A 19,829-nucleotide genomic window follows, 5' to 3' on the forward strand; every position below is an offset into this window, starting at 1 on the left:
TTAGTCGAAGCATTACACCTACTTAAGCGCTTTATTAATTTTGGTGATCAATGCCGTCCACTGCTGTCGTTCATCCAAAGTTAATTCGTTTGCATCATGGGTGCGAGCCCAGCGCAGAAATGCCTTGGAGAGCTTATACTTTGAGAAGTCAGATATCTCCGCACCGAAGATATCAACAATAGGTCGGCTGTCTTGACGCTGTGCTGTGCTCCTGATTTCCCAACCGAGTTCTTCCTGTGCCACATTGATTAAAGTTTCTCGAAGGAGATCCTCGATTTCAGGGGCATTGACGCTACCAGAGTACGAGTCCTTTGTTCGAAGGATCCTTTTGTTTCCCAGGGAGTGGACAAGAATGTCTTGCTCAGCAGCTTGATTGCCTGCTGTATCCGAGTCGAGAAGCGCTGCGACCTTCAACTTATTAGCATGCAAGATGGTGGCAAAATACACCACTTTACCTGCAGTATTCGCTGGCACGATAGCGATGCTCTTGTTTAAGTCAGCCTCTCCCGAATCTCGAAGGAGAAGTGCGACCGCTTCCACGTACCAATAATCGGTCAGTCCCTCAACCACAAGGTTCCGGGTCTGTGAAAATAGACTTTGCGCTAGATCGTAGCCAAGCGCCTCCTGTAGTGGCAGCAGAGCTGCAGGATCGCCAGAGGAAAGATCACCATGTATCTTTGTTCCGTCTTTACGGTTCGTCATGTCCACCACGCGAACCATATCCAACTCGTCCGGACCGACAAGGAATGGTGAGTGGGTTGTATATAGAGTCTGGTTTTTGGCGGCTAAACGAGAAATAGTTTCGCGGAAATCACGTTGCTTTAGCCCATGCAGGTGAAGACCAGGCTCGTCCAACAACAGAACAGCGTTCTCATGCTTGTCAGCGGCTTCCGCAAAAAACACAACGAAGAACGAAACCAACCATTGGAAACCTTCGGATCGTTGGTCTAGCTCAATTTCAACACCCAACTCGTCTTCGACGACAACCTTGAGATACTGACCGTCCGCCTTTATTTTAAGTTTGCTCGCCTCAGCTCGCTCCGGGTCCGGATTCCAAACAGAAACGATTTGCTCTGTCAGATCAACACTCGCCGAATTTAATTGATAGTCACGAGAGTCTAACTTGTCTTGGTAGGCCTTTAAGGCTGCAGCATCATTCTGACCTGGCTTCGCTGCGTTCCCAAGCTCCGCAAGCTCCTCCGGAGTAAATCCAAGAAGCTTGAGCAGGCAAAGGTTTCCATAATCGTACTGCTTGTCATCGAGAACTCCGCTCTGGACACGCTGAGCGAGGTGCTCCAAATGGATTCGAGGACGAACTCGGAAATAATTATTGAACAGTACAAACACAGGTAGCCGAGAGTTCAGGTGTTGCAAGACAGAACCACGTTCTTCAACTGCCCGGCACGACTGCATGAGTCGGTCGTATCTATGTTCTTCCGCATCATTCCCTTCCTCAATTAAAGGGAGTGTTTTCTCAAGAAAAGCTTTGAGGTTGCGGGCATGAGTACCGGATAGCCGCGTACTAGGTTTCCAACCGCTAGTAATCGAGACGAGCTGCTCTTTGACGGAAGGCGTTTCTCCTGAACTATGTTTGTCAGCGTGAGCTGCGAGTCTGAGTAAGTCCTTTGATATTGAGTCGTAGGTTGGGAGAGCGGGTCCTCCTTCAATTCGGTGCCAAGCCTCATTATTCAATTTCCGACCGTAAACATAGGTACATTGTTCAAAACCTTCCGGGAGACCTTCCAAGTCAGGCGACTCAAGCTGAAAGTGACCTTCTACGACTGTCACGTCGGAGGCATCAACCAAACCACGGCGGATGTCCTTGTTGTACTGGGATCTGGGATAGTCACGGAGTGGGTCAAACCCCTCCACACCTTCAGGAGCATTCAGCTTTTGAAGTGCCTGAAGAATAACCGTTTTACCAGCCTCATTTGGACCGACCAGGATCGTCTTACCGTTCTCAACCTCAAACTCTCCGGTATCGATCACGCTCCGGTACATTTGGACACGCGCTTTAACTAACCTCATAGTGCCATGCTCCTGTCAATTAGGCTGATCCGAAAAGGTATCCCTTCACTTGGTTACTCACTGTGGCTTCTCGCCCGTCACCGCCTTTACCTCAGCTAACAAATCGCCAAACTTCCCATAATTCACCTTCACACCATCATCCAGATCCAGGCTGATGCGCTGGTCGGCGTAGTGGCGGAGTTTTTCATCGAATTCGGCGAGTTCGACCTGTTGTTTGTGCAGGGTGGCGATTTCTTTTTCCAGGCGCTTGGTTTCAGCGGCTGAGGTACTGGCTTCTTTGTCTTGTTCCAGCTTTTCAGCGTAGGCGTTGAGCTTGGCGCTGAGGGGAATGACGTATTCAGTACGCATCCGTGCCAACGTACCTTCGTTGTAGCGGTGCAGGTAAACCAGGCACTCGAAGGCTTTGTGTTTGCCGGAGCTGAAGAGCCAGTAGATCGGGCGCTTTTTATAGGTGCGCAGGTGATCCTTATAGAACTGGGTGCTCAGGTAGCGGCGGATGGTGTCCATGGCGGATTCGCCTCGCTTGGGCTTGATGGCGTGCAGGCAGAGACTTTCCGCTACAAAATCCAGATTTTCCTGTAGATGCTCATCGCCCCAGACCACGCGGACAAATTCGCGAAAGCGGTTGGTGGCATCGTCGGCGAACCATTCCTGATCATTAATCGGAACAATACCATCATCATCAGGTAGGAACCTTGGAGCTTTCACCTGATCGAGATAGTCTTTTAGGTTTTGATTTTGATTCGCTAGAATCAATCCGGGCTTATCCAGGGAAAAACGCCCCATTGTGCAGCCCATCGCATAACTTATCAGATCTCGGGCAAGAAATTTATCCTCCTTCCTTTCAGTTGACTCGACAACATTTTCCTTTAATGTCAAACCTACTAACTTTTCATAAAACTGATCATTTTCGATTTCGAGATTGAAAAGCGCATTTCTATCTTCCAGAGTATTTCTATCTTTTAAGTCAAATGCTCTTCTTATGCTGACATTATCCAGACCAATAACATCCAAAGTGGAAAAACCATAAGAAGACTCATGAGAGTCATAATTTTTTTTTGACAATGAAACTAACTTTCTGTGCCCCTCTGTATTAAAATTCAATGGAGTTGGTATCTTTGAAACATAACCAACCTCAAACCCAAGAGTCGGATTTATTAAAGAAAGTAGCTTAGCGCAAACAGAGCTATTTAAATATGTCAGAAGCTTTGTGGAATCCTGATCATCAAATATTCCCGGCCCCTTGCTACCAAATATATAACCTTGGCCATACTCCCTAAACGTTGGCTTCCCCTGAGCGATAACCGTCCAAGTAATTCCTGGCCTGAAGTAATACTTTGTATTCTGTATTTGCCGAGAAGCAGACCCATAAAGCTCTTTGTTTAGATCATATATTTCTCGCCCAGAATCCTGCCAATTTATAATATAATCATTATTACCATACCATTTCTGTGAGCCGCCACCTTTATTAAACGGAATCCATTTTTTACCAGAAACCTTCATCTCTTCGTGAGATCCAATTGAAAATCCAATTTTCTCAAAAGAAACCTCATGCCAAAATCTTAAAAATCGCTCATTATCGCTGGTTATGAGCCCCTTCTTAGCCATGAAGTTTTCGCTCAGAGGAGGAAGCTGCTCAAAGATCTTCAACTCTCTTAGAGATGCCCAATACGAAATCGGCATCCCGGGTAATGAAAACAATTTCCCCTGAGGAATCGATTTATAAAAATTCGATTTATTTAGTAGTAGTTGCTTCTTTTCCTCTTCAGAACCATCTACTAGCCTAAAAAACATCGGGTTATATTCAGAAATCATAGTGGATCTCATAATCCAAGCTACAGACTGAACAACCTCTCCAGAAATAGTACCAAATGCTCTAGCACCAAGATGAGCAAGCGTTATTATAGTAGCCCGATCCAATAATTTAGCCCTAAGGGCTTCGAAGGTTGAAAGGAACATCCATGAATGCATATTTATTTGAGCGTTGTAACCAAGAGTTTTGAGCAACAAAAATGCTCGCTCCATAAACATGGCGAAGAGATCTGACTTGCTGTTCGGGTAGGCATCTTTTGCGAACTTTTTCAACGATGCATTCATGCCTTTGCTGCCCATGTAGGGTGGGTTCGCAATAACCGCATCATATCTCTGGCCCAGCATCCAAGCCTGCTGAACATACGGTAGCAACATTTCCACCGCTGGTTTCTGCATCACGTCACCCATGCGGGCTAACTGTTCCAGCTCATCAACTAGGGCTTTCAGCGGTGCTGCGTCTTCCTCGGGCACTTCGATCAAGGAGCCGAAGGTTTTGGCTTCTTCAAACCGCTCCAACGTGCGTTGCAGCAGTTGATAGCGTTCATCGGCACTCGCACTGCTCAAGTCAGCCTGCTCACTCTCAAACAGGCTCTGGGAGCTACCCTGCTGCCAGTCGCCACTCAGGTTCAGATCCTGCCAAAGTTGAGGCAGGTTCAGATGGCCGGTTTCCTTGAGGGAGAGCACGTTGAGGGTGACTTCGCCTTCGGCTACCCGGCTGAACAGGCGGCGGTCGTCTTCCCTCGCCAGCATCATCAGGGCGAAGCCGGCCAACTGCCCTGCCCGATCGTCGATGTCCAGGCCGAACAGGTTGTGTTTCAGGATCTGCTGCGGAATGTCCCGGCTGCGGTAGCCACGCTCTTCATAGATGGCTTTCAGGATTTTGTAGGCTTCCACCAATATGTGGCCAGAGCCACAGGCGGGGTCGAGAACTTTGATGCTTTCCGGGTCTATGGCATCCGGTACGGTTTCATCCAACTGAGCCTGCACTTCCAGGGGCTGTTCGCCGGGTTCGATGAAGTACGGCATCTGGTTTCGCAGCGAGCTGTCCGGGTAGGTTTGCAGCCACTGGCGGCCTACGGAGTTTTGTACCAGGTACTGCACTATCCAGTTGGGGGTGAACAGCTGGGTGGCAGCGGGAATGTCTTCGCTTTTGACCACCTTGCCAATCACCTGGTCTTTCTTTTCGGAGATGTAGAACTGGTAGAGCCAGCCGATGATTTCCACATCCTGCCAGTCGTCTTCCGGGATGGCGCTGACCAGTTCCCGGATGAGTGAGTCGGTTTTGGTGAGGTTGTCTGGCAGCAAAAGCTCGGTTGCGTCGTCTACCGCTTCAAACAGGAATGGCATGGCTTCGTGCAGGGCGTGGCATTGGGCCAGCAGGAGTTCGCGGTACAGTTCTTCGTCTTTATTGCCGTCCAGCTTCAGTCCCGCGACTTGTTGTGGGTCCAGCCCTGGCAGGCTGAGGTCCAGGCAGTCGTCGAGGATCTGCGGGGTGCCGAGGTCACCGTTGGCGGTGCTGAGCACGCGGCGGCCATGGTCCAGGAAGTCATGGATTTCCATGTAGCGGATGGCACAGAGGCGGTTAAACCAGCTGTAGGCGGCTTGCTCCATGGCCTGGGCAAAGCCCATTTGCTCAACCATGCGTTCCAGTGCCTTGCGGGCCGGGGCGATGGCTTTGGGGAAGGCGTTTTCGCCAATCAGGGCAATATCCCCCCGCTGCTCCATGGGCTCGGTGCCTTTGGCGGTGATGCCGTAGCGGGCAGCCTGTTTGGTGACCGCCGCGATGAAGTTGTTGCGGGCTTTGGGGGCGTATTTTTTGATGTTGGCGGTGTTCATTGTTGCAATCCCTGGTGTACTGCGCAGGTTGATGGGTGCCGTGAGTTCTTCATGATTCGGTTACCACGCTTTGATATGCCTGTTCTAGCGCGTCAAAGATCTCTTCCGGAACCCTGTACTGATATTGCTTGCGGCGATGTTTGGAGATGCGGCCGTTTTGGTCCAGGCAGAACATCACCAGTCTGGAGAGATCGGTGTTGGGTATATCAAAGGCCTGGTCTATGCGGCGGTAGATTTCGTCGTACCGAGTGAGGAAGACGGTTTCCTCCTTCAGGTGTTGTTCTATGGCCTGTTTGGTTGCCCGGGCCATGAATTCGGCGCAGTGGGTGCCGTCCCAGTATCGGTAGAGGGCTTCATGGCCCTTAAATTCGAACTGGAACTGGTTTTCGTCGATGTAAGTAACGTCCCAGTACTGCCTCGCCTGCTCCGAAAACGCCTGTAGCACACTCAGATATTCGGATTCATTCTGGCGTAGCACGATGGATACCGGCAGCACGAGGCCGTTTTGAAGGGCCCCTCGCTGGCACAGTACCTGATGAAACAAAAACCGGGACAGGCGACCGTTGCCATCCATAAAGGGATGCACAAACACAAAGCCGAACGATACGATGCTTGCCAGTACCAGTGGGTCCACCGCTTCCGGTGGCTGGTTTGCCAATGCCATCAGCTGTTCCATCAATGAGCGTGACAATTCCGGAGCTGGCGGCACATAGGTAACCCCCAACGCACCACGCAATCCGTTACTGAGGTAGTTCTGTTCCGTTCGGAAAGACACCGCCTGGGAGAACACGTTGCTGATAACGGCGTTTTGCAGGTCTACCAGGTAGTCTTCATCCAGTTTACGGGGGCTGTGGGCCTGTTTTAGCAGGTTCACGAAGCGGGTAGCCTTGTCTTCCGATGGCGCCTCGTTTTCAATGGCGTAGGAATCCCGGGTTTCGTGCAGGTAGGCCCAGGCCAGCGTGCGGTTAAGAATGTCTTTCGGCAGTGACTCGGTGAACTCGGTGGCTTTTTGCAGCAAGTGTTCATCAAGCAACGCCTGAAGTTCTCTGGTTCGCCGCACTGTGATGCAGTAATCCAGTGTGCCCAGGCCATTGAATATCACTCGCCAACGGGGATTCTTCTGTCCCTGGCCGGTAATGTAGGCTTTGGGGTTAAACAACGGCACGTAAGCCTGCTGGATGCTCTCCGTGGCGCGTCGAATCGTCTCACCGGTAAAGTGCTCCCACAGGAAGCAGGCCTTGCGCAGGTATTGGCTATTTGGGGCGGCATCAAAGGCCTGCCGGATCTCAGGTTCTGGGATAGCCGGTAGCGCCTGGGCCAATACCTGCAAGTTGATGCCTTCGTGTTTGATGGCAAACAGAACGTGCCCCAGGCGATCGTCCGGGGCCGGGGCCAGCTTTGCGGGCACGGCAATGGTCTGGCCAATGGTTTCCTTGCGGGTGACCGAGCGCACTTCCGCAGATATCGCCGGCGCTATGGCCGAGATACTGTCCTGATTAATAAGATGTGCGTAACCTGCGTACTGCATGATTTCCCTTTCTTCCGCCCGCCAGAACTTTATTTACACCAATCTCACTTTATTTACACTTTTGATGATCTCACCAATATTTTTTACAGACAAGGACGGGCGCTCATTTCAACCGTACCCGCTTGCCCGCCGCAATGGCGGTTTGTAGTTCGTCTTTCAAGGCGTTGACGAAGTTGTCTACGTCTTCCTGCCTTTCCAGGTAGATACCGCTGGCCAGTGTGTTGAACACTTTGGTGGCACTTACCTCAACCACGGGTTTGGGCATGGGCACCGGCGCGGGTTTGTCCGCGGAATCAGCAGAGGGCGCGGCAGTCGGCTTGCTGGCATAGTCGCCGGCGTCCTCCTGAGCGTCTCTCTGGGCCTTGGCCTGCTTCTCTGCTTCCAATTGTATAGCCCGCTCCAACTCGAACAGGCTGTCTTCAAGTTTTTCCTGAGCCGTCTGGGTTTGCAGCATGAAAATCTGGGCGATGCCGGTCTCGACGGCGAGCTCTTCTTTGATCAACTGCAGGGGCCGCAATAGGCGGTTACTCAAATCCGGTGTGGCGATGCCGCTTTTTAGGATTTCTGCCTGTAGCTGAGCGATTTTTTCATCTATCCGGTCACTGGCGTGGTTGCGTTTTTCGTCGAGAATCCGGTTGTTGGCCGTTTCTACGGTTTCAACCAGGTTAGCCACTTTGTGCAGCTGGCCATAAGGAGCGTCGGCCTCTGCAATGCGCCTCATCTCAGCCAATGCCTTGCGGGCTGCATCGTCCTTCTCCAGTGCCTGCCGGTTCTTCTCGAAATGGGCGAGGCCTGTTTGCAGCTGCTGCCAGCTATGAATCTGCTTGGTGAAGAACTCGTGGACGTCCCGATAGTCCTCTTCCAAGTCGAGCAAATCGTCTTTTCTCTCGATCACCGCCTTGAAGAAATCGTAGCTTTCCCGGTTGGCCAATAGGCGTTCAATGGTGAGGATGGAATTTTCGATGACTGGCTTGCCGGGGAATCGGCCTACATCGGTCTTGCTCTTGTAGCTTTTCAGATTGGTCAGCCAGTCGTTCAAATGGATCAGGTAAAACTCGAACAGCTCTTTCTCGGTGTCCGGCCCAAGGGCGTTGAACAGGTCCCGGGACAGGCCACGGGCTTTCTTCAGGATGGCATCGTCTGTCTGACGCTTCTTCTGGACGGAGATTTCCCTGCGGCGCCGACTGTTGTTGAGATAGTCGAACACCTCGTTGAGTGGCATGGACGGGCCCCCGGTATGAAATGAGATGCGCCCGGAAGCGGCCAGGCGGCCGAGAATCAGCAGGATTTCACCATCCGGCCAGCCATAGGGGCGCGCGGCGAAGCGGTCGATAATGTCGCTCACCAGCAGGCGATCGTTGCTGCCGGCACGGAGGGTGATGTACTGCTCTACCTCTTTGACGGCCTGGGGATTGCCCTCTTCGCCATCCAGCGCCATGCCCATCTGGCCGATGTCGTCTACAGTGAGCACAGCACTGAGCTCCCGCATCGGGTCTTGCTGGAGCACCTTCAAGAAGCCGAGTTTGGTGTAGGTATTCTCCAGCAGGTATTCGCAGGCCTCATCAAAGCGCACGGCAAGGCTGGAGGTGGACAGCTTCAGGTGCTGGCCCAGGGCATAGCATTCCGCCCGTAAAAGCATGTCTTCCAGGGTGTGGCGTAGGCGTTTGCGCCGTTCCTGGTTCTCCCGGCCGCGGTCGGCAAGGATACGGGTGAGGTCTGTGTTGGTGCCATCATCGTTCAGGCGGATGAACTTGTTGGTTTTGAGCCAGGTGCGCAGTTCCTGGAAGAAGGTCTTGTCGTCAGGCAGTTTGATCACAGCCTGCCCGGCAACGCCTTCGCTGGATTTGTTGATGCAACCGGCTTCGGTGAGCTGGCTGTAGTCCAGGTCCAGCGGCGACACCACTTCCACCCGCAGATCGGATTCGTAACGACCATCCAGGGTGTGGCCATCCAGGTAACGGCCGATGCTGTAGTCGGTTTTGTTGATGTGGTAGCGATACTTGTTCTTGTCTTTCAGCAGATCTTTGAAGATCAGGCTGGCCAGTTCCTTGTTTTCATCGGTGCTGGCGATGTCGGTGGCTTTGATCTTGCGGGTGATGTCCCGCTCTTCGTTGGTCAGGAACAGAAACTCATCCCCGTTGCGGGTGATCAGGCTTTCTTTTTCCAGTTGGTGCAGGGTTTCTTCAATGTGCTTGCGCAGGGCCAGCTTGTCTTCGTCGATTTTCTCGATGGACAGGGTAACGAGGTTGTCCAGGGTACCTTTGATCAGGTCCACATAGCGGATCATGAACAACGTGCGCAGGATCTTAACGTCAAAGTCATCCAGGCTGGCGTTTTCACTGGCCTGGTCGATGGTGCGCTTAACCGCCGTATCCAGAAACCCTTCCACGGAGCGATAGAAGGCATGCATGGGCACCAATGCGCCAATGTCTTTGCCAGCCACGCTCATGGCTGCCATCTGGAAGGCGTCGAGCATGGACCGCTCACCGTAGGCCAGGTGGGCACCGGTTGCGCCAACCTTGCGGATTTCCTCAAAGACTTTTTGCACCAATTGAAAATGGTAAGGGGCAAACGGGTAGTTGGCGATGAAGCTGTCCGGGCCATCGAAATTCTTCAGTGTTGGGCCGGAGCGGTCAAAGGTGATCTGGTTGCGGAGGATGTCGCCGCTTTGGTCCCAGGCAGCCCGCAGTTCGGCTTCCGCTTCCGGTGTTTTGCGCAGCAGGCGCTTTTGAATCACTTCGTCGGTGTTCGAGCTCGACAGGGATAGGCGTGTCTTGAACCGACCGGCGATCTTGGAGAAGTCGTTGGCTTTGGATGAAGTGAGGTCTCCCAGTATGGCTTCCATATCCGCCTGGGAGGTAACCACAATCCATGCCCGGCCGTTGCAGATAGTACCCAGGTTCTCGGTGATGGTTTGCAGCGTGAGCATTAGCTTGGTGTCCGAGCCGATGAACTGCCCTACTTCATCCACCATGAAGATCATGCGGTTTTCAGGGCCCTGGGAGTCCAGGTATTCCTTAACCCAGCGGCAGAAGTTTTCCACGGAAACGGAGAAGGTTTCTTCCGATTCTTCAAACCACTTATGGGCGGCTTCGGCAGACAGGTTCAGAGCCTTGGCGATAGCTCCCTCGATATCGTCCTGATAGAACTGGTAACCGTCGCGTTCCTCTTCCCACTCTGAACCCGTGGCGTCTCGGAACGCATCCTTGAAGGCTTGATAAACGCCTTTTTGTTCCAGATGACGCTCCATGTGGGCAATGTGGGGATGGTCGCCACTAAAGCCCTGATGCTCGTTGAACACCCGCAGGAATACGTTGAGGATCGGATTACCGGAATCGTTGGAACTGGCTTTGGAGTCGATGTTAAAGAGGATGACATCGGCCGGGGTAGACGCGGCTTTCTGTACGTCGGCGCGGATCATGGCGTCGCGCAGTTTGTGCTCATCAAAGAACTCGACGGCCTGCCTGGTATTGCCCTGCCCATCGTGGGCTTCCTTGTTCTCCATTAGGTAGGACAAAGCTTTTAGGAAGTGCGACTTACCGGAGCCGAAGAAGCCGGAAATCCAGATACCCACCCGGTTGGGAATGGACGGATCTTTGAGATCCGTGCTGTAGCTCTCGAAGAAATCCCGGAAATGTTTTTCCAGCTCGTTGGTGACAACATACTCTTCCAATTCCTGCCAGACGGTTGCGTCATCCGACTGGTCTGCTTTGACCACACCATTGATGGAACGGTCCAGCGGTTTGAAGAAGAGGTCTTTAATGGTCATTGCTGATCATCCTTGTAATTCGGTCAGGTACTGCAAATCAGGTACGGGGCACCAATGAAAAGGCCCGGTAATAGTTGTTGCTGGGGATGCGATTAAACAGAGTCAGGCTCTGGCCGTTGTATTCGCCCGGGTAGAACAGCACTACGGGCTTATGGCCCAGCAGGCCATGGAGTTTGTTCAGGAGGTTGTGGGCCCGGAGTACCGGCCAGACGGAGCCAATGCCATGTATGAGGATGATGTCCTGCTCGCCGGCGTTGGTCTGTTCCATCATGTAAGGGGCGAACTTGTCCATGTGCATGGGGCCGGCCAGTGCTTTGAGCAGCGCTTTGTCGCCTTTCTTTACTTGCATCTCGCAGGCCTTATCCAGGAACTTGCGGTCGGCCAGATAGTCACGCATGACCTCCAGCAGGTTGATGCTGGCGACGCTCAGGTGACTGTGTTTTTTGGACAGGAAGTTGGTCAGGAAACCCAGGTATTCGCGGACCTTGAGCTCTTCTTCCGGCGCATAATCGAATACCCAGAAGCCAATTTCATTGCCCAGGCCCTGCCCCTGAAGGAATTCTTCGGAAAGGATTTTGTCTGGAATCTGATTTAGCCGGTCCTGTAACGGCTGTCTCATGCACGCGCTCCATCGATCTATTTTTTATGCCCGTTTACGCCGGGTTTGTACTGGACACATTCAGGCACGCCTTTATGCGGTAGCGCCGGCTGTCTTCCAGCAATACATTCACTTCAGGCCGCACCAGTACGTTCTGCAACCTCAAGCTGCGGGTACTTTGCAACAGCCCCACTTCAGCCAGGATACGGAATGCCACCTGCCCCATTTTCTTTTTGGAGGACTCTGTCCAGGTCCCTATGGCTGGATCCCGGTGGGCTCGATCCTCCAGAAAATCCATCCACTGGTACTGCGCCAATTTCTCCGTCTTCAAAATAAAGGCATCCCGAAGGACGGTTTCCACAAACTCCACTAACAGCAGATTCCGCTCCAGCACAGCCACGAAAGCAATCTGACTGGCCAGCTCGTCGTCGCCATCCCGCAATGTCCGCCAGAATGACTCATCCAAGCGTTCCAGCCGCTTGCGCAAAGCACTGGCTTGGCGTTTGGCGGTGGCGGGGCTCCGCTTTTGCAGGCGGTTATCCGTTTGAATCACTCGTTTCCACTCTGAATCGTCTGCCTTCGAGAAGAGCAGATCGGCGATAATGCGGGCCTCCCTCACGAGGAGAGAGCCGCCGATCAGGTCACTGTCGTAGCTGAATTCATGCATCTGGTCGTCGGATTTCCTTTACGGTTTGAGATGCGTTGTATGCTACACGAGTTTCAGCTTATCGTGGCAGTCTCCAAGGGATTTGCGATCGTTGTGTGCTGGTAGCGCGACGAGCAATGCGGCGAAAAACATCAGGTATCTTTTCATTGGTCGTCCTTCTTGATGGATGACTCCTACCAAGCAGCAACGCTCACAGCAGTGCCGTACCTCTTGAACATGATCAAAGGGTAATAGATGAAAGCGACATAGAACGTCGCGAAGAACAGAACATCAGAATTTGGGTAGGTTGGTGCCGCCTGCCACCGGGGGAATTCTATACCCCTCAATTGCAGGTCGGCTCATGGGCCACGAAATGGGGGAAGTTGCTGCCCCGGGCAAAGGTTCGACATCGTGTCGCCTATCAAACCAGACACACTTACGCCTGCTGGCCTCTTATTGCACATGGTAACATTGCGTTCATTGCAAAGCAGATGGGTCACAAGGACTATTCCATGTTGGTTAAAGTCTACGGCCGGTGGATGGATTCGGAGTCTGAGAACGAGGCTGAATTCATCTGGCAAGAGTTGCAGAAAAGCGGAGCGTTTTGCCCCACGATTGCCCCAAGCTAATGAGGAAGTATGCCGAAAGTCAGTAACGAAGCGCCCTCCAGCGAATTATCCAAGCACACCCCAATGATGCAGCAGTACCTGAAGATCAAGGGCCAGCACCCCAATGAACTGGTTTTTTACCGCATGGGGGACTTTTACGAACTGTTCTACGAAGATGCCAAGAAAGCGGCCGAGCTGATGGGTATTACCCTCACCGCCCGGGGCCAATCTGGCGGCAATCCGATCCCCATGGCCGGCATCCCCTATCACTCTTCTGAGGGCTACATTGCCCGGCTGGTTCGGGCAGGTCAATCCATCGCCATTTGCGAGCAGATTGGTGACCCGGCTACCAGCAAGGGACCGGTTGACCGTCAGGTGGTACGAATCGTCACACCGGGCACCCTGAGCGACGATGCCTACCTGGAAGATCGTCGGGACAACCTTCTGGTCGCCATCTATAACCACCGGGAACAGTTCGGTTTTGCTTCACTCGATATCTCCAGCGGCCGTTTTGCCGTTTCAGAACTGGAGAACCTGGAAGCCCTGCAGGGTGAACTTCAGCGACTGCGCCCGGCGGAAATTCTGATCAGCGAGGATTTTCCTTACGAGGAAGTTCTGGAGGGCTTTACCGGAATTCGACGCCAGGGTCCCTGGCTGTTCGAATCCGATACCGCACGCCGTGTGATCACCCAGCAGCTGCAGGTGCGAGACCTGACCGGATTCGGCTGCGAAGACCTGAACCTGGCGGTCTGTGCCGCCGGCTGTCTGCTGCAGTACGCCAAGGAAACCCAGCGCACCGCCCTGCCCCATATTCGCAAGCTGACCCGCGAGCGTCGTGATGAAGCGGTCATTCTGGATGCCGCCAGCCGCCGCAACCTGGAGATCGACACCAACCTGATGGGCGGCCACCAGTACACACTGGCCTGGGTCATGGACCGCACCGCCACATCCATGGGTGGACGGGAACTCCGGCGCTGGCTGAATCGGCCGCTTCGGGATGTGGAAATCGTCCGCCAGCGTCAGCAGGCGGTATCGGCACTGCTGGACGGGTTCCACTATGAGCCGGTGCACGATCTGCTGAAAGCTGTTGGCGACATTGAGCGCGTGCTCGCACGGGTCGCCCTTCGTTCGGCCCGCCCAAGAGACCTGGCGCGGCTTCGGGATGCCTTCCAGGCCCTGCCGGACCTGCAGGAAACCCTGAAACCGGTCAATTCCCACCACGTCGTCAGGCTGGCGACCATCATTGGGGAATACCCGGAACTGGCGGATCTGCTGGAGCGCGCCATCATCGACAATCCCCCGGTCGTGATCCGTGAAGGCGGGGTCATCCGGGAAGGCTTCGACGAGGAGCTGGACGAGCTGCGCAACATCAGCGAAAACGCCGGCCAGTATCTGCTGGATGTCGAAACCCGGGAGCGGGATCGCACCGGTATCAGCACCCTCAAAGTAGGTTACAACCGGGTCCACGGCTACTACATCGAAATAAGCCGGGCCCAGTCCGATCAGGCGCCGGTGGATTATATTCGCCGGCAGACCCTGAAAAACGCCGAGCGATTCATCACGCCGGAACTCAAGGAGTTCGAGGACAAGGCCCTGAGTGCCAAGAGCCGGGCCCTGGCCCGTGAGAAAGGCCTTTACGATGACGTACTGGAAACCGTCGCCGGGCAACTTGCGCCACTTCAGGATGCCGCGCAGGCACTGGCAGAACTGGATGTGCTGAGTAATTTTGCCGAGCGCGCCACCTCTCTGCGCTTTTCCGCGCCGGAGTTCAGCGAATCCCCGGGTTTTGACATTGAGGAAGGGCGCCATCCGGTGGTTGAACAGTTGCTGGACGAGCCCTTCGTACCGAACGATCTGCTAATGGACACCCAGCGCCGCATGCTGGTGATAACCGGCCCGAACATGGGCGGTAAATCCACCTATATGCGTCAGGCCGCGCTGATTGCGCTGCTCGCCTACACCGGCAGTTTCGTGCCCGCCAACCGGGCAGTGATCGGCCCCGTGGACCGGATTTTTACCCGCATGGGTTCCTCTGACGATATCGCCGGCGGCCGATCCACCTTCATGGTTGAAATGACAGAAACTGCCAACATCCTGCACAACGCCACCGAGCACAGCCTGGTGTTGATGGACGAGGTTGGTCGTGGCACCAGCACCTTTGATGGCCTGTCCCTGGCCTGGGCTACTGCCGAACACCTTGCCCGGGAGATACGCTGCTACACGCTGTTTGCCACCCACTATTTCGAGCTCACCCAGCTGGCCGATGAGTTGCAGCATGCCGTCAACGTGCATCTGACAGCCACTGAACATGACGACAGCATCGTATTCCTGCACAACGTGCACGATGGCCCGGCGAGCCAGAGCTACGGGCTCCAGGTAGCCAAGCTGGCCGGCGTGCCCCAGGATGTGATCCGTAACGCCAAAACCCAGCTCTCCCACCTGGAGGGCAGCGCTTCGCCAGCGGCGCCGGCAGCCTCGGCCGCCGAACAGGGCAACAACGCATCCCTGGCCAAGCCGGCAGCAAAGGTAAATGAATCCGTTTACCAGGGCGATATGTTCGCCAGCATGGAGCCCAGTGCCGTGGAAGACGCGCTTAAAGAGCTGGATCTGGATGGGCTGACACCCCGCGATGCCATGAACCAGCTCTACGAACTGAAGGCGCTGATGAAGAAATAGCGCAAAATTGATCTGTGTAATAAGGTTATAGCAGCCCAATGCTTGCGGCTGTGCGGGTCGCTCCCTACAATATCGCGCACCAAAATATAACGGTGGCGCCCGAAGGCGCTCCTGATGAGACTGACCGACCACTGGACCAGGGATCTGACTATGGCGTTTATCGTTACTGATAACTGCATCAAGTGTAAATATACGGACTGCGTGGAAGTCTGCCCGGTAGACTGCTTCTACGAAGGCCCAAACTTTCTGGTAATCGACCCGGACGAATGCATCGACTGCGCCCTGTGTGAGCCCGAGTGCCCGGCCGAAGCCATCTTCTCGGAAGACGAGCTGCCCGCCGATCAGGTCCAGTTTGTAGAGCTGAATGCTGATCTGGCCGCAAAATGGCCGAATATCACTGAAAAGAAAGACCCGCTGCCCGACGCCGAAGAGTGGGATGGCAAGCCGAACAAGCTGCAGTATCTGGAAAAGTAAGACTTCAGAGCTGAAACGGAAAAAGGGAAGCTGCGGCTTCCCTTTTTCTTTGTGCGAAGAGCATCAGAAACGGTCAGGTACTGGCGAGCTTGGCCCCCATGGCTACGAAAAACCCGCCGGTCAGGCCGTTCAGCATCCGCTTCATCCGCGCATTCACACCCAGACTCCGGAAGGTGACCACCACCCAGGCCAGACCGCACTGCCAGAGCATGGCCAGCAGGAAATGCACCCCGGCCAGCATCAGGGACTGCTGAAAGGCGTTACCGACGGGATCCACAAACTGGGGTAGCAAAGCCATATAGAACAGGGCGGTTTTGGGATTAAGAACGTTGGATAGCAGGCCCTCACGAAAGGACACCGCCAAGCCAACCTTCCGGCGGGCGACCGCTACGTCCTTTGCCGCAGGCGCGTCACCCCGGCGAAGGGCCTGGCGCAACGAACCGATGCCGAGCCAGACCAGGTAGCAAGCGCCGGCCCACTTCAATGCAGAAAATGCCCAGGCGGTTTCCACCAACAGGAGGGAGATGCCCAGCGCCGAGAGCGTGGCATGAATGAACAGGCCGCTACAGATGCCGACACTGGTCACGCACCCATCCCGCAAACCGCCCCGGCCGGTATTACGCATCACCAGCAGGGTATCCACACCGGGCGTGATGGTGAGCAATGTAATGGCAACCAGATAGGCCCAGAACAGATCCGATATCAACGTCATGCCCTCTCAAAATCCTGAACGAAACCTTCCCCGGGGCCCTGCCGACAATCTCAGACTCAGGCCTCCTGCTGGAGAATCTTACGCGCAGCGGCGGACTTGTAAAATGGCGCAAGCCGCCGACGAACCAGGGCCTCAACATAGCCCTCTTCACGTAACACGTCTATAACCGGAATTGCGTAGGCATCTATCTCCGCCATAACAACCTCACGGCTTACCCCCATATCGCCCAGCAGGTCTGTAAGCGGGCGCTCGCCATATTTGTCGAACAGGTGGGAAACCACGGCCCGGGCACAGTTCTCAAAGTATCCGGTCTTGCGAAACTGCAGCCAGAACTCATAGCCAAGCACCACAAACTCCTGCAGCTGCACGTCTCCGAGCCCCTCGTGAAGCTCGGCAATGGTGCGATCCTCCAAAGACACCCAGGCGGCCATCACACTGTCGCGCAGCTCCTCATCAGACAGGGCACTGTGCAGGAATTGCTCACTGCGGCTGATCAAACCGGGCAGGCTGTCAGACAACCAGGCTTTCAGTCGACGCTCAAAGGTTTCATCCAGCCCCGGCACCGCCCGGTTGGCCATCCGCTTGCCAAATTTCATCATCGAACCAACGCCCGGCACAGACTTGGTGATCAGGTTATCCTCGTACAGGTAGTTCACCAGGCCGTGGTACACCACATTGGACACCAGCTCCTGATAGACCGGGTGCGCCATGATCTCGCTGATCACCCGTTCACGTTGCTGCCGGAGCTCCAGAGCTTCCTCCAGAAAGCCCGTGGCCTGTTCGCGGGTGATGATCTCGCCCAGGGTGGTCTTTGACTGCACATCGGCATTGAGCACCTCGGTGGCCATCTCCGCAGCCAGTTCCGGAATGCCTGCATCCAGTTCCATGTCCATAACGATACGCTGGATAACGCCCATCACCTGCTCTTCCGAGGTTATCCGGCCAAGGGTTATCTCGCCGGCATAATGCCAGAGCTCATCGAGCTCCTGCTCCAGGAACTTGCGCAGCTTTGCGCCCTTTAGCGAAGCCAGCTCATGTTTCACATGCTGCTCAAGCAGTTGGTTGGCGAGATCCGTTTTGCCTTTGGTCATGGCGTCAGTTGTCCTGTTGAAGAAATGAAACACACAGGCCAGAGGCTAACACGAACGAAACGCTGGCAGGTTTGCCAAAACTACAGGTGGAGAGGCGCGGCCGGGCCAGTATGATTCAGTCACGCACTCTGAGAAGGAGTTACTGAAAATCGTTGAAGGTGTGGGGTTCCGCTGCAAGTGCGAGGCAAAGACTGCCGGGGCCAACGTAGATGCTGCTGGTAATCCCCATCTGGGAGAGCAGCAGTTCCACACCATTGCGTTCGCAAGCATCGCGCAGTCGGTTGAGCCCGGGCAAATCCTCGATCTCCGTCCAGGTAAGACCACAGGACAGGCTTACATAGGGTGTCAGAAGCCCGGCTTCGACACGGGCAGCGGCATAGTTCATCACCTTTTCCACGGCCACGTCGAAACTCCGGGTTTTGGCCGCAGGCTGGCCCTCGGCCCCCTGCCCGAAGATAACCGGCGTAATGTTCAGTGCTTTGCCCAGGAAGGCAACCAGCGCCGACACACTCTTGTCACCACGACGCCGTGCCCGTTCACGGATGTAGTGCAGATCCCTCGGAATGACGCAGGTGTAGATCTTGTCGCTGAAGGTTTCCACCTCATGGCGCAGGGCATTCTTGGACACATTCTGGCCGATCAGCTTGAGCGTGTGGGCTGCCAGCAGGCCCTGGCCGGCAAAAATCTGTTTACTGTCGATCACACGCATAAAGAACCGGCCATCACGACCGGCGGCCTCCCGCGCACCTTCGTAATTCGCCAGGACACTGTTCATAGCCTCGGTGGCATTCTGGAAAATCAGGCTTCGGGATTTCGTGACCGTCTCGCAGATAGCAATATCGAACTGGGTGACGATCTTCTCCATGAACAGATCGTGTATCTGCTCTGCGGTGAAGGCGCGGGTTTCCGCCTGATGGCTTTTCTGCAACAGGCCGCTCTGATAGAACTCCTGGGTCCGAACCGGATCATGCTTGTCTATGTAGGTCTGGCCATCGATTACAGCGGTTACCGGCAGCACGAACAGGTCGTGCTTGCGGCTGAACTCATAGGGTAAGTCGCACGCAGAATCGACGATCAAACCAACTCGCATGGTGGGCCTCCAGCTCCGGGTAGCTTCTCGAACGGAAGCCCCCTTTATTGTCGTTATTCTTTGTGCCGCACAGTTTTACACACCGCGATCAGAATTTCAGCAACCCGGCCCTATCGTGCTGCCGATGTCATATCCAGCTCACGGAGATTCTGCTCGAGCAGTTCGCGGTTATCCTGCTGCCAGGGGTGAAAGCCTTTACGGAAATACGCCAGGAATTCCGGCAGACACTTGCGGAGCACTCCGGGCTTGCCCCAGAGAAAATTAAACCCGCCAACCCAGGTGCGCAGGCTCCAGAGTTTGCCATCGGCCTTCAGCAGGCTACAGGTATTCAAAAAGGTGTACTTGAAGAAGTTCCAGGTCACAAACAGGAAGACGATCCGGCGCAGCCGCTCGTTGCCGACACATTCCCGGTAAACATCAAAGGCAACGGATTTGTGTTCGGTTTCCTCGATGGCGTGCCAGCGCCAGAGCTTTGCCATGGCCGGGGTAGCCCCTTCGATCCATTCGGGGTGACTCAGGATGGCGTTGGCCAGTACCGCCGTGTAATGCTCGGCACCGCAGGTGCCCGCCAGTTGCCGGCTCGGCGGAAGTTTGCCAACCCACGCCATATGCTTCTCGAACCGCCGGTCGAGGGCATCGATATCATAGCCCCGCGCCTTCAGAGCTTCGTTGTAGCTCTTGTGCTCCCGGCTGTGCAGCGCCTCCTGGCCTATAAAGCCGCGAATTTCCGCTTTCAGCTTGGGATCCTCAATCTGGTCCCGATAGAGTCGCACGGCATTAATGAATTGCTGTTCGCCATCAGGGAACTGCAGGGAAAGGGCATTGAAAAACGCGGTCCGGAAGGCATCGTTGCCGTGCCAGAGCGTTTTCAGATCTTCACTCACATCGAACCGCATGTGTCTCGGCTCAACAGACACCCCCTCTGGCGTGGAGCTGATGGTCATGGCGGCCTCCTGTCATC

Annotated in this window: 12 protein-coding genes; 2 read left to right on the forward strand and 10 right to left on the reverse strand. The window is 54.6% G+C overall.

The window, feature by feature from the left end:
- Positions 1-18: 18 nt before the first annotated feature.
- The 6 genes from AC13E3_RS09500 to AC13E3_RS09525 all read right to left on the reverse strand — a co-directional run bounded on the left by AC13E3_RS09500 (position 19) and on the right by AC13E3_RS09525 (position 12,238).
- Positions 19-2,028, reverse strand: coding sequence for an AAA family ATPase (locus AC13E3_RS09500; protein WP_339621498.1), 2,010 nt, complete (start codon positions 2,026-2,028; stop codon positions 19-21).
- Between the two features lie 57 nt (positions 2,029-2,085).
- On the reverse strand, positions 2,086-5,676 hold the full coding sequence (gene pglX / locus AC13E3_RS09505; RefSeq protein ID WP_482901943.1) for a BREX-1 system adenine-specific DNA-methyltransferase PglX: 3,591 nt from the start codon (positions 5,674-5,676) through the stop codon (positions 2,086-2,088).
- A 49-nt stretch (positions 5,677-5,725) separates the two neighbouring features.
- A complete protein-coding gene (locus AC13E3_RS09510; RefSeq protein ID WP_286804058.1) occupies positions 5,726-7,204 on the reverse strand; it encodes a Fic family protein in 1,479 nt (492 codons plus the stop codon).
- A gap of 103 nt (positions 7,205-7,307) precedes the next feature.
- Positions 7,308-10,973 carry a BREX system P-loop protein BrxC gene (gene brxC / locus AC13E3_RS09515; protein WP_482901944.1) on the reverse strand — a complete coding sequence of 1,222 codons (3,666 nt, stop codon included), beginning with the start codon at positions 10,971-10,973 and terminating at the stop codon, positions 7,308-7,310.
- Positions 10,974-11,010: 37 nt separating this feature from the next.
- Complete coding sequence (locus AC13E3_RS09520; protein WP_286804056.1) at positions 11,011-11,592, reverse strand: DUF1788 domain-containing protein; 582 nt, start codon at positions 11,590-11,592, stop codon at positions 11,011-11,013.
- Between the two features lie 34 nt (positions 11,593-11,626).
- Entirely contained in the window at positions 11,627-12,238 is a 612-nt protein-coding gene (locus AC13E3_RS09525) for a DUF1819 family protein (RefSeq protein ID WP_482901945.1), read from the reverse strand.
- A gap of 617 nt (positions 12,239-12,855) precedes the next feature.
- On the opposite strand from AC13E3_RS09525, the gene mutS reads away from it, so the two are divergent.
- Positions 12,856-15,501: a DNA mismatch repair protein MutS gene (gene mutS / locus AC13E3_RS09530; RefSeq protein ID WP_482901946.1), complete on the forward strand. Its 2,646-nt coding sequence runs from the start codon at positions 12,856-12,858 to the stop codon at positions 15,499-15,501.
- A 150-nt stretch (positions 15,502-15,651) separates the two neighbouring features.
- Positions 15,652-15,975: a ferredoxin FdxA gene (fdxA, locus tag AC13E3_RS09535; protein WP_008170541.1), complete on the forward strand. Its 324-nt coding sequence runs from the start codon at positions 15,652-15,654 to the stop codon at positions 15,973-15,975.
- Positions 15,976-16,048: 73 nt separating this feature from the next.
- Here the strand turns inward: fdxA and AC13E3_RS09540 are convergent, their stop codons facing one another.
- The 4 genes from AC13E3_RS09540 to AC13E3_RS09555 all read right to left on the reverse strand — a co-directional run bounded on the left by AC13E3_RS09540 (position 16,049) and on the right by AC13E3_RS09555 (position 19,812).
- Positions 16,049-16,687 (reverse strand): LysE family translocator, encoded by a 639-nt coding sequence (locus AC13E3_RS09540; protein ID WP_482901947.1) that lies wholly within the window; start codon positions 16,685-16,687, stop codon positions 16,049-16,051.
- A 56-nt stretch (positions 16,688-16,743) separates the two neighbouring features.
- On the reverse strand, positions 16,744-17,778 hold the full coding sequence (locus AC13E3_RS09545) for a hypothetical protein (protein ID WP_008170543.1): 1,035 nt from the start codon (positions 17,776-17,778) through the stop codon (positions 16,744-16,746).
- 139 nt (positions 17,779-17,917) lie between these two features.
- Positions 17,918-18,868, reverse strand: a complete 951-nt coding sequence (locus AC13E3_RS09550) for a DegV family protein (RefSeq protein ID WP_482901948.1) — start codon at positions 18,866-18,868, stop codon at positions 17,918-17,920.
- A gap of 110 nt (positions 18,869-18,978) precedes the next feature.
- Complete coding sequence (locus AC13E3_RS09555) at positions 18,979-19,812, reverse strand: metal-dependent hydrolase (RefSeq protein ID WP_482901949.1); 834 nt, start codon at positions 19,810-19,812, stop codon at positions 18,979-18,981.
- Between the last annotated feature and the right edge of the window lie 17 nt (positions 19,813-19,829).

The organism is Marinobacter sp. L-80, assembly GCF_056859395.1.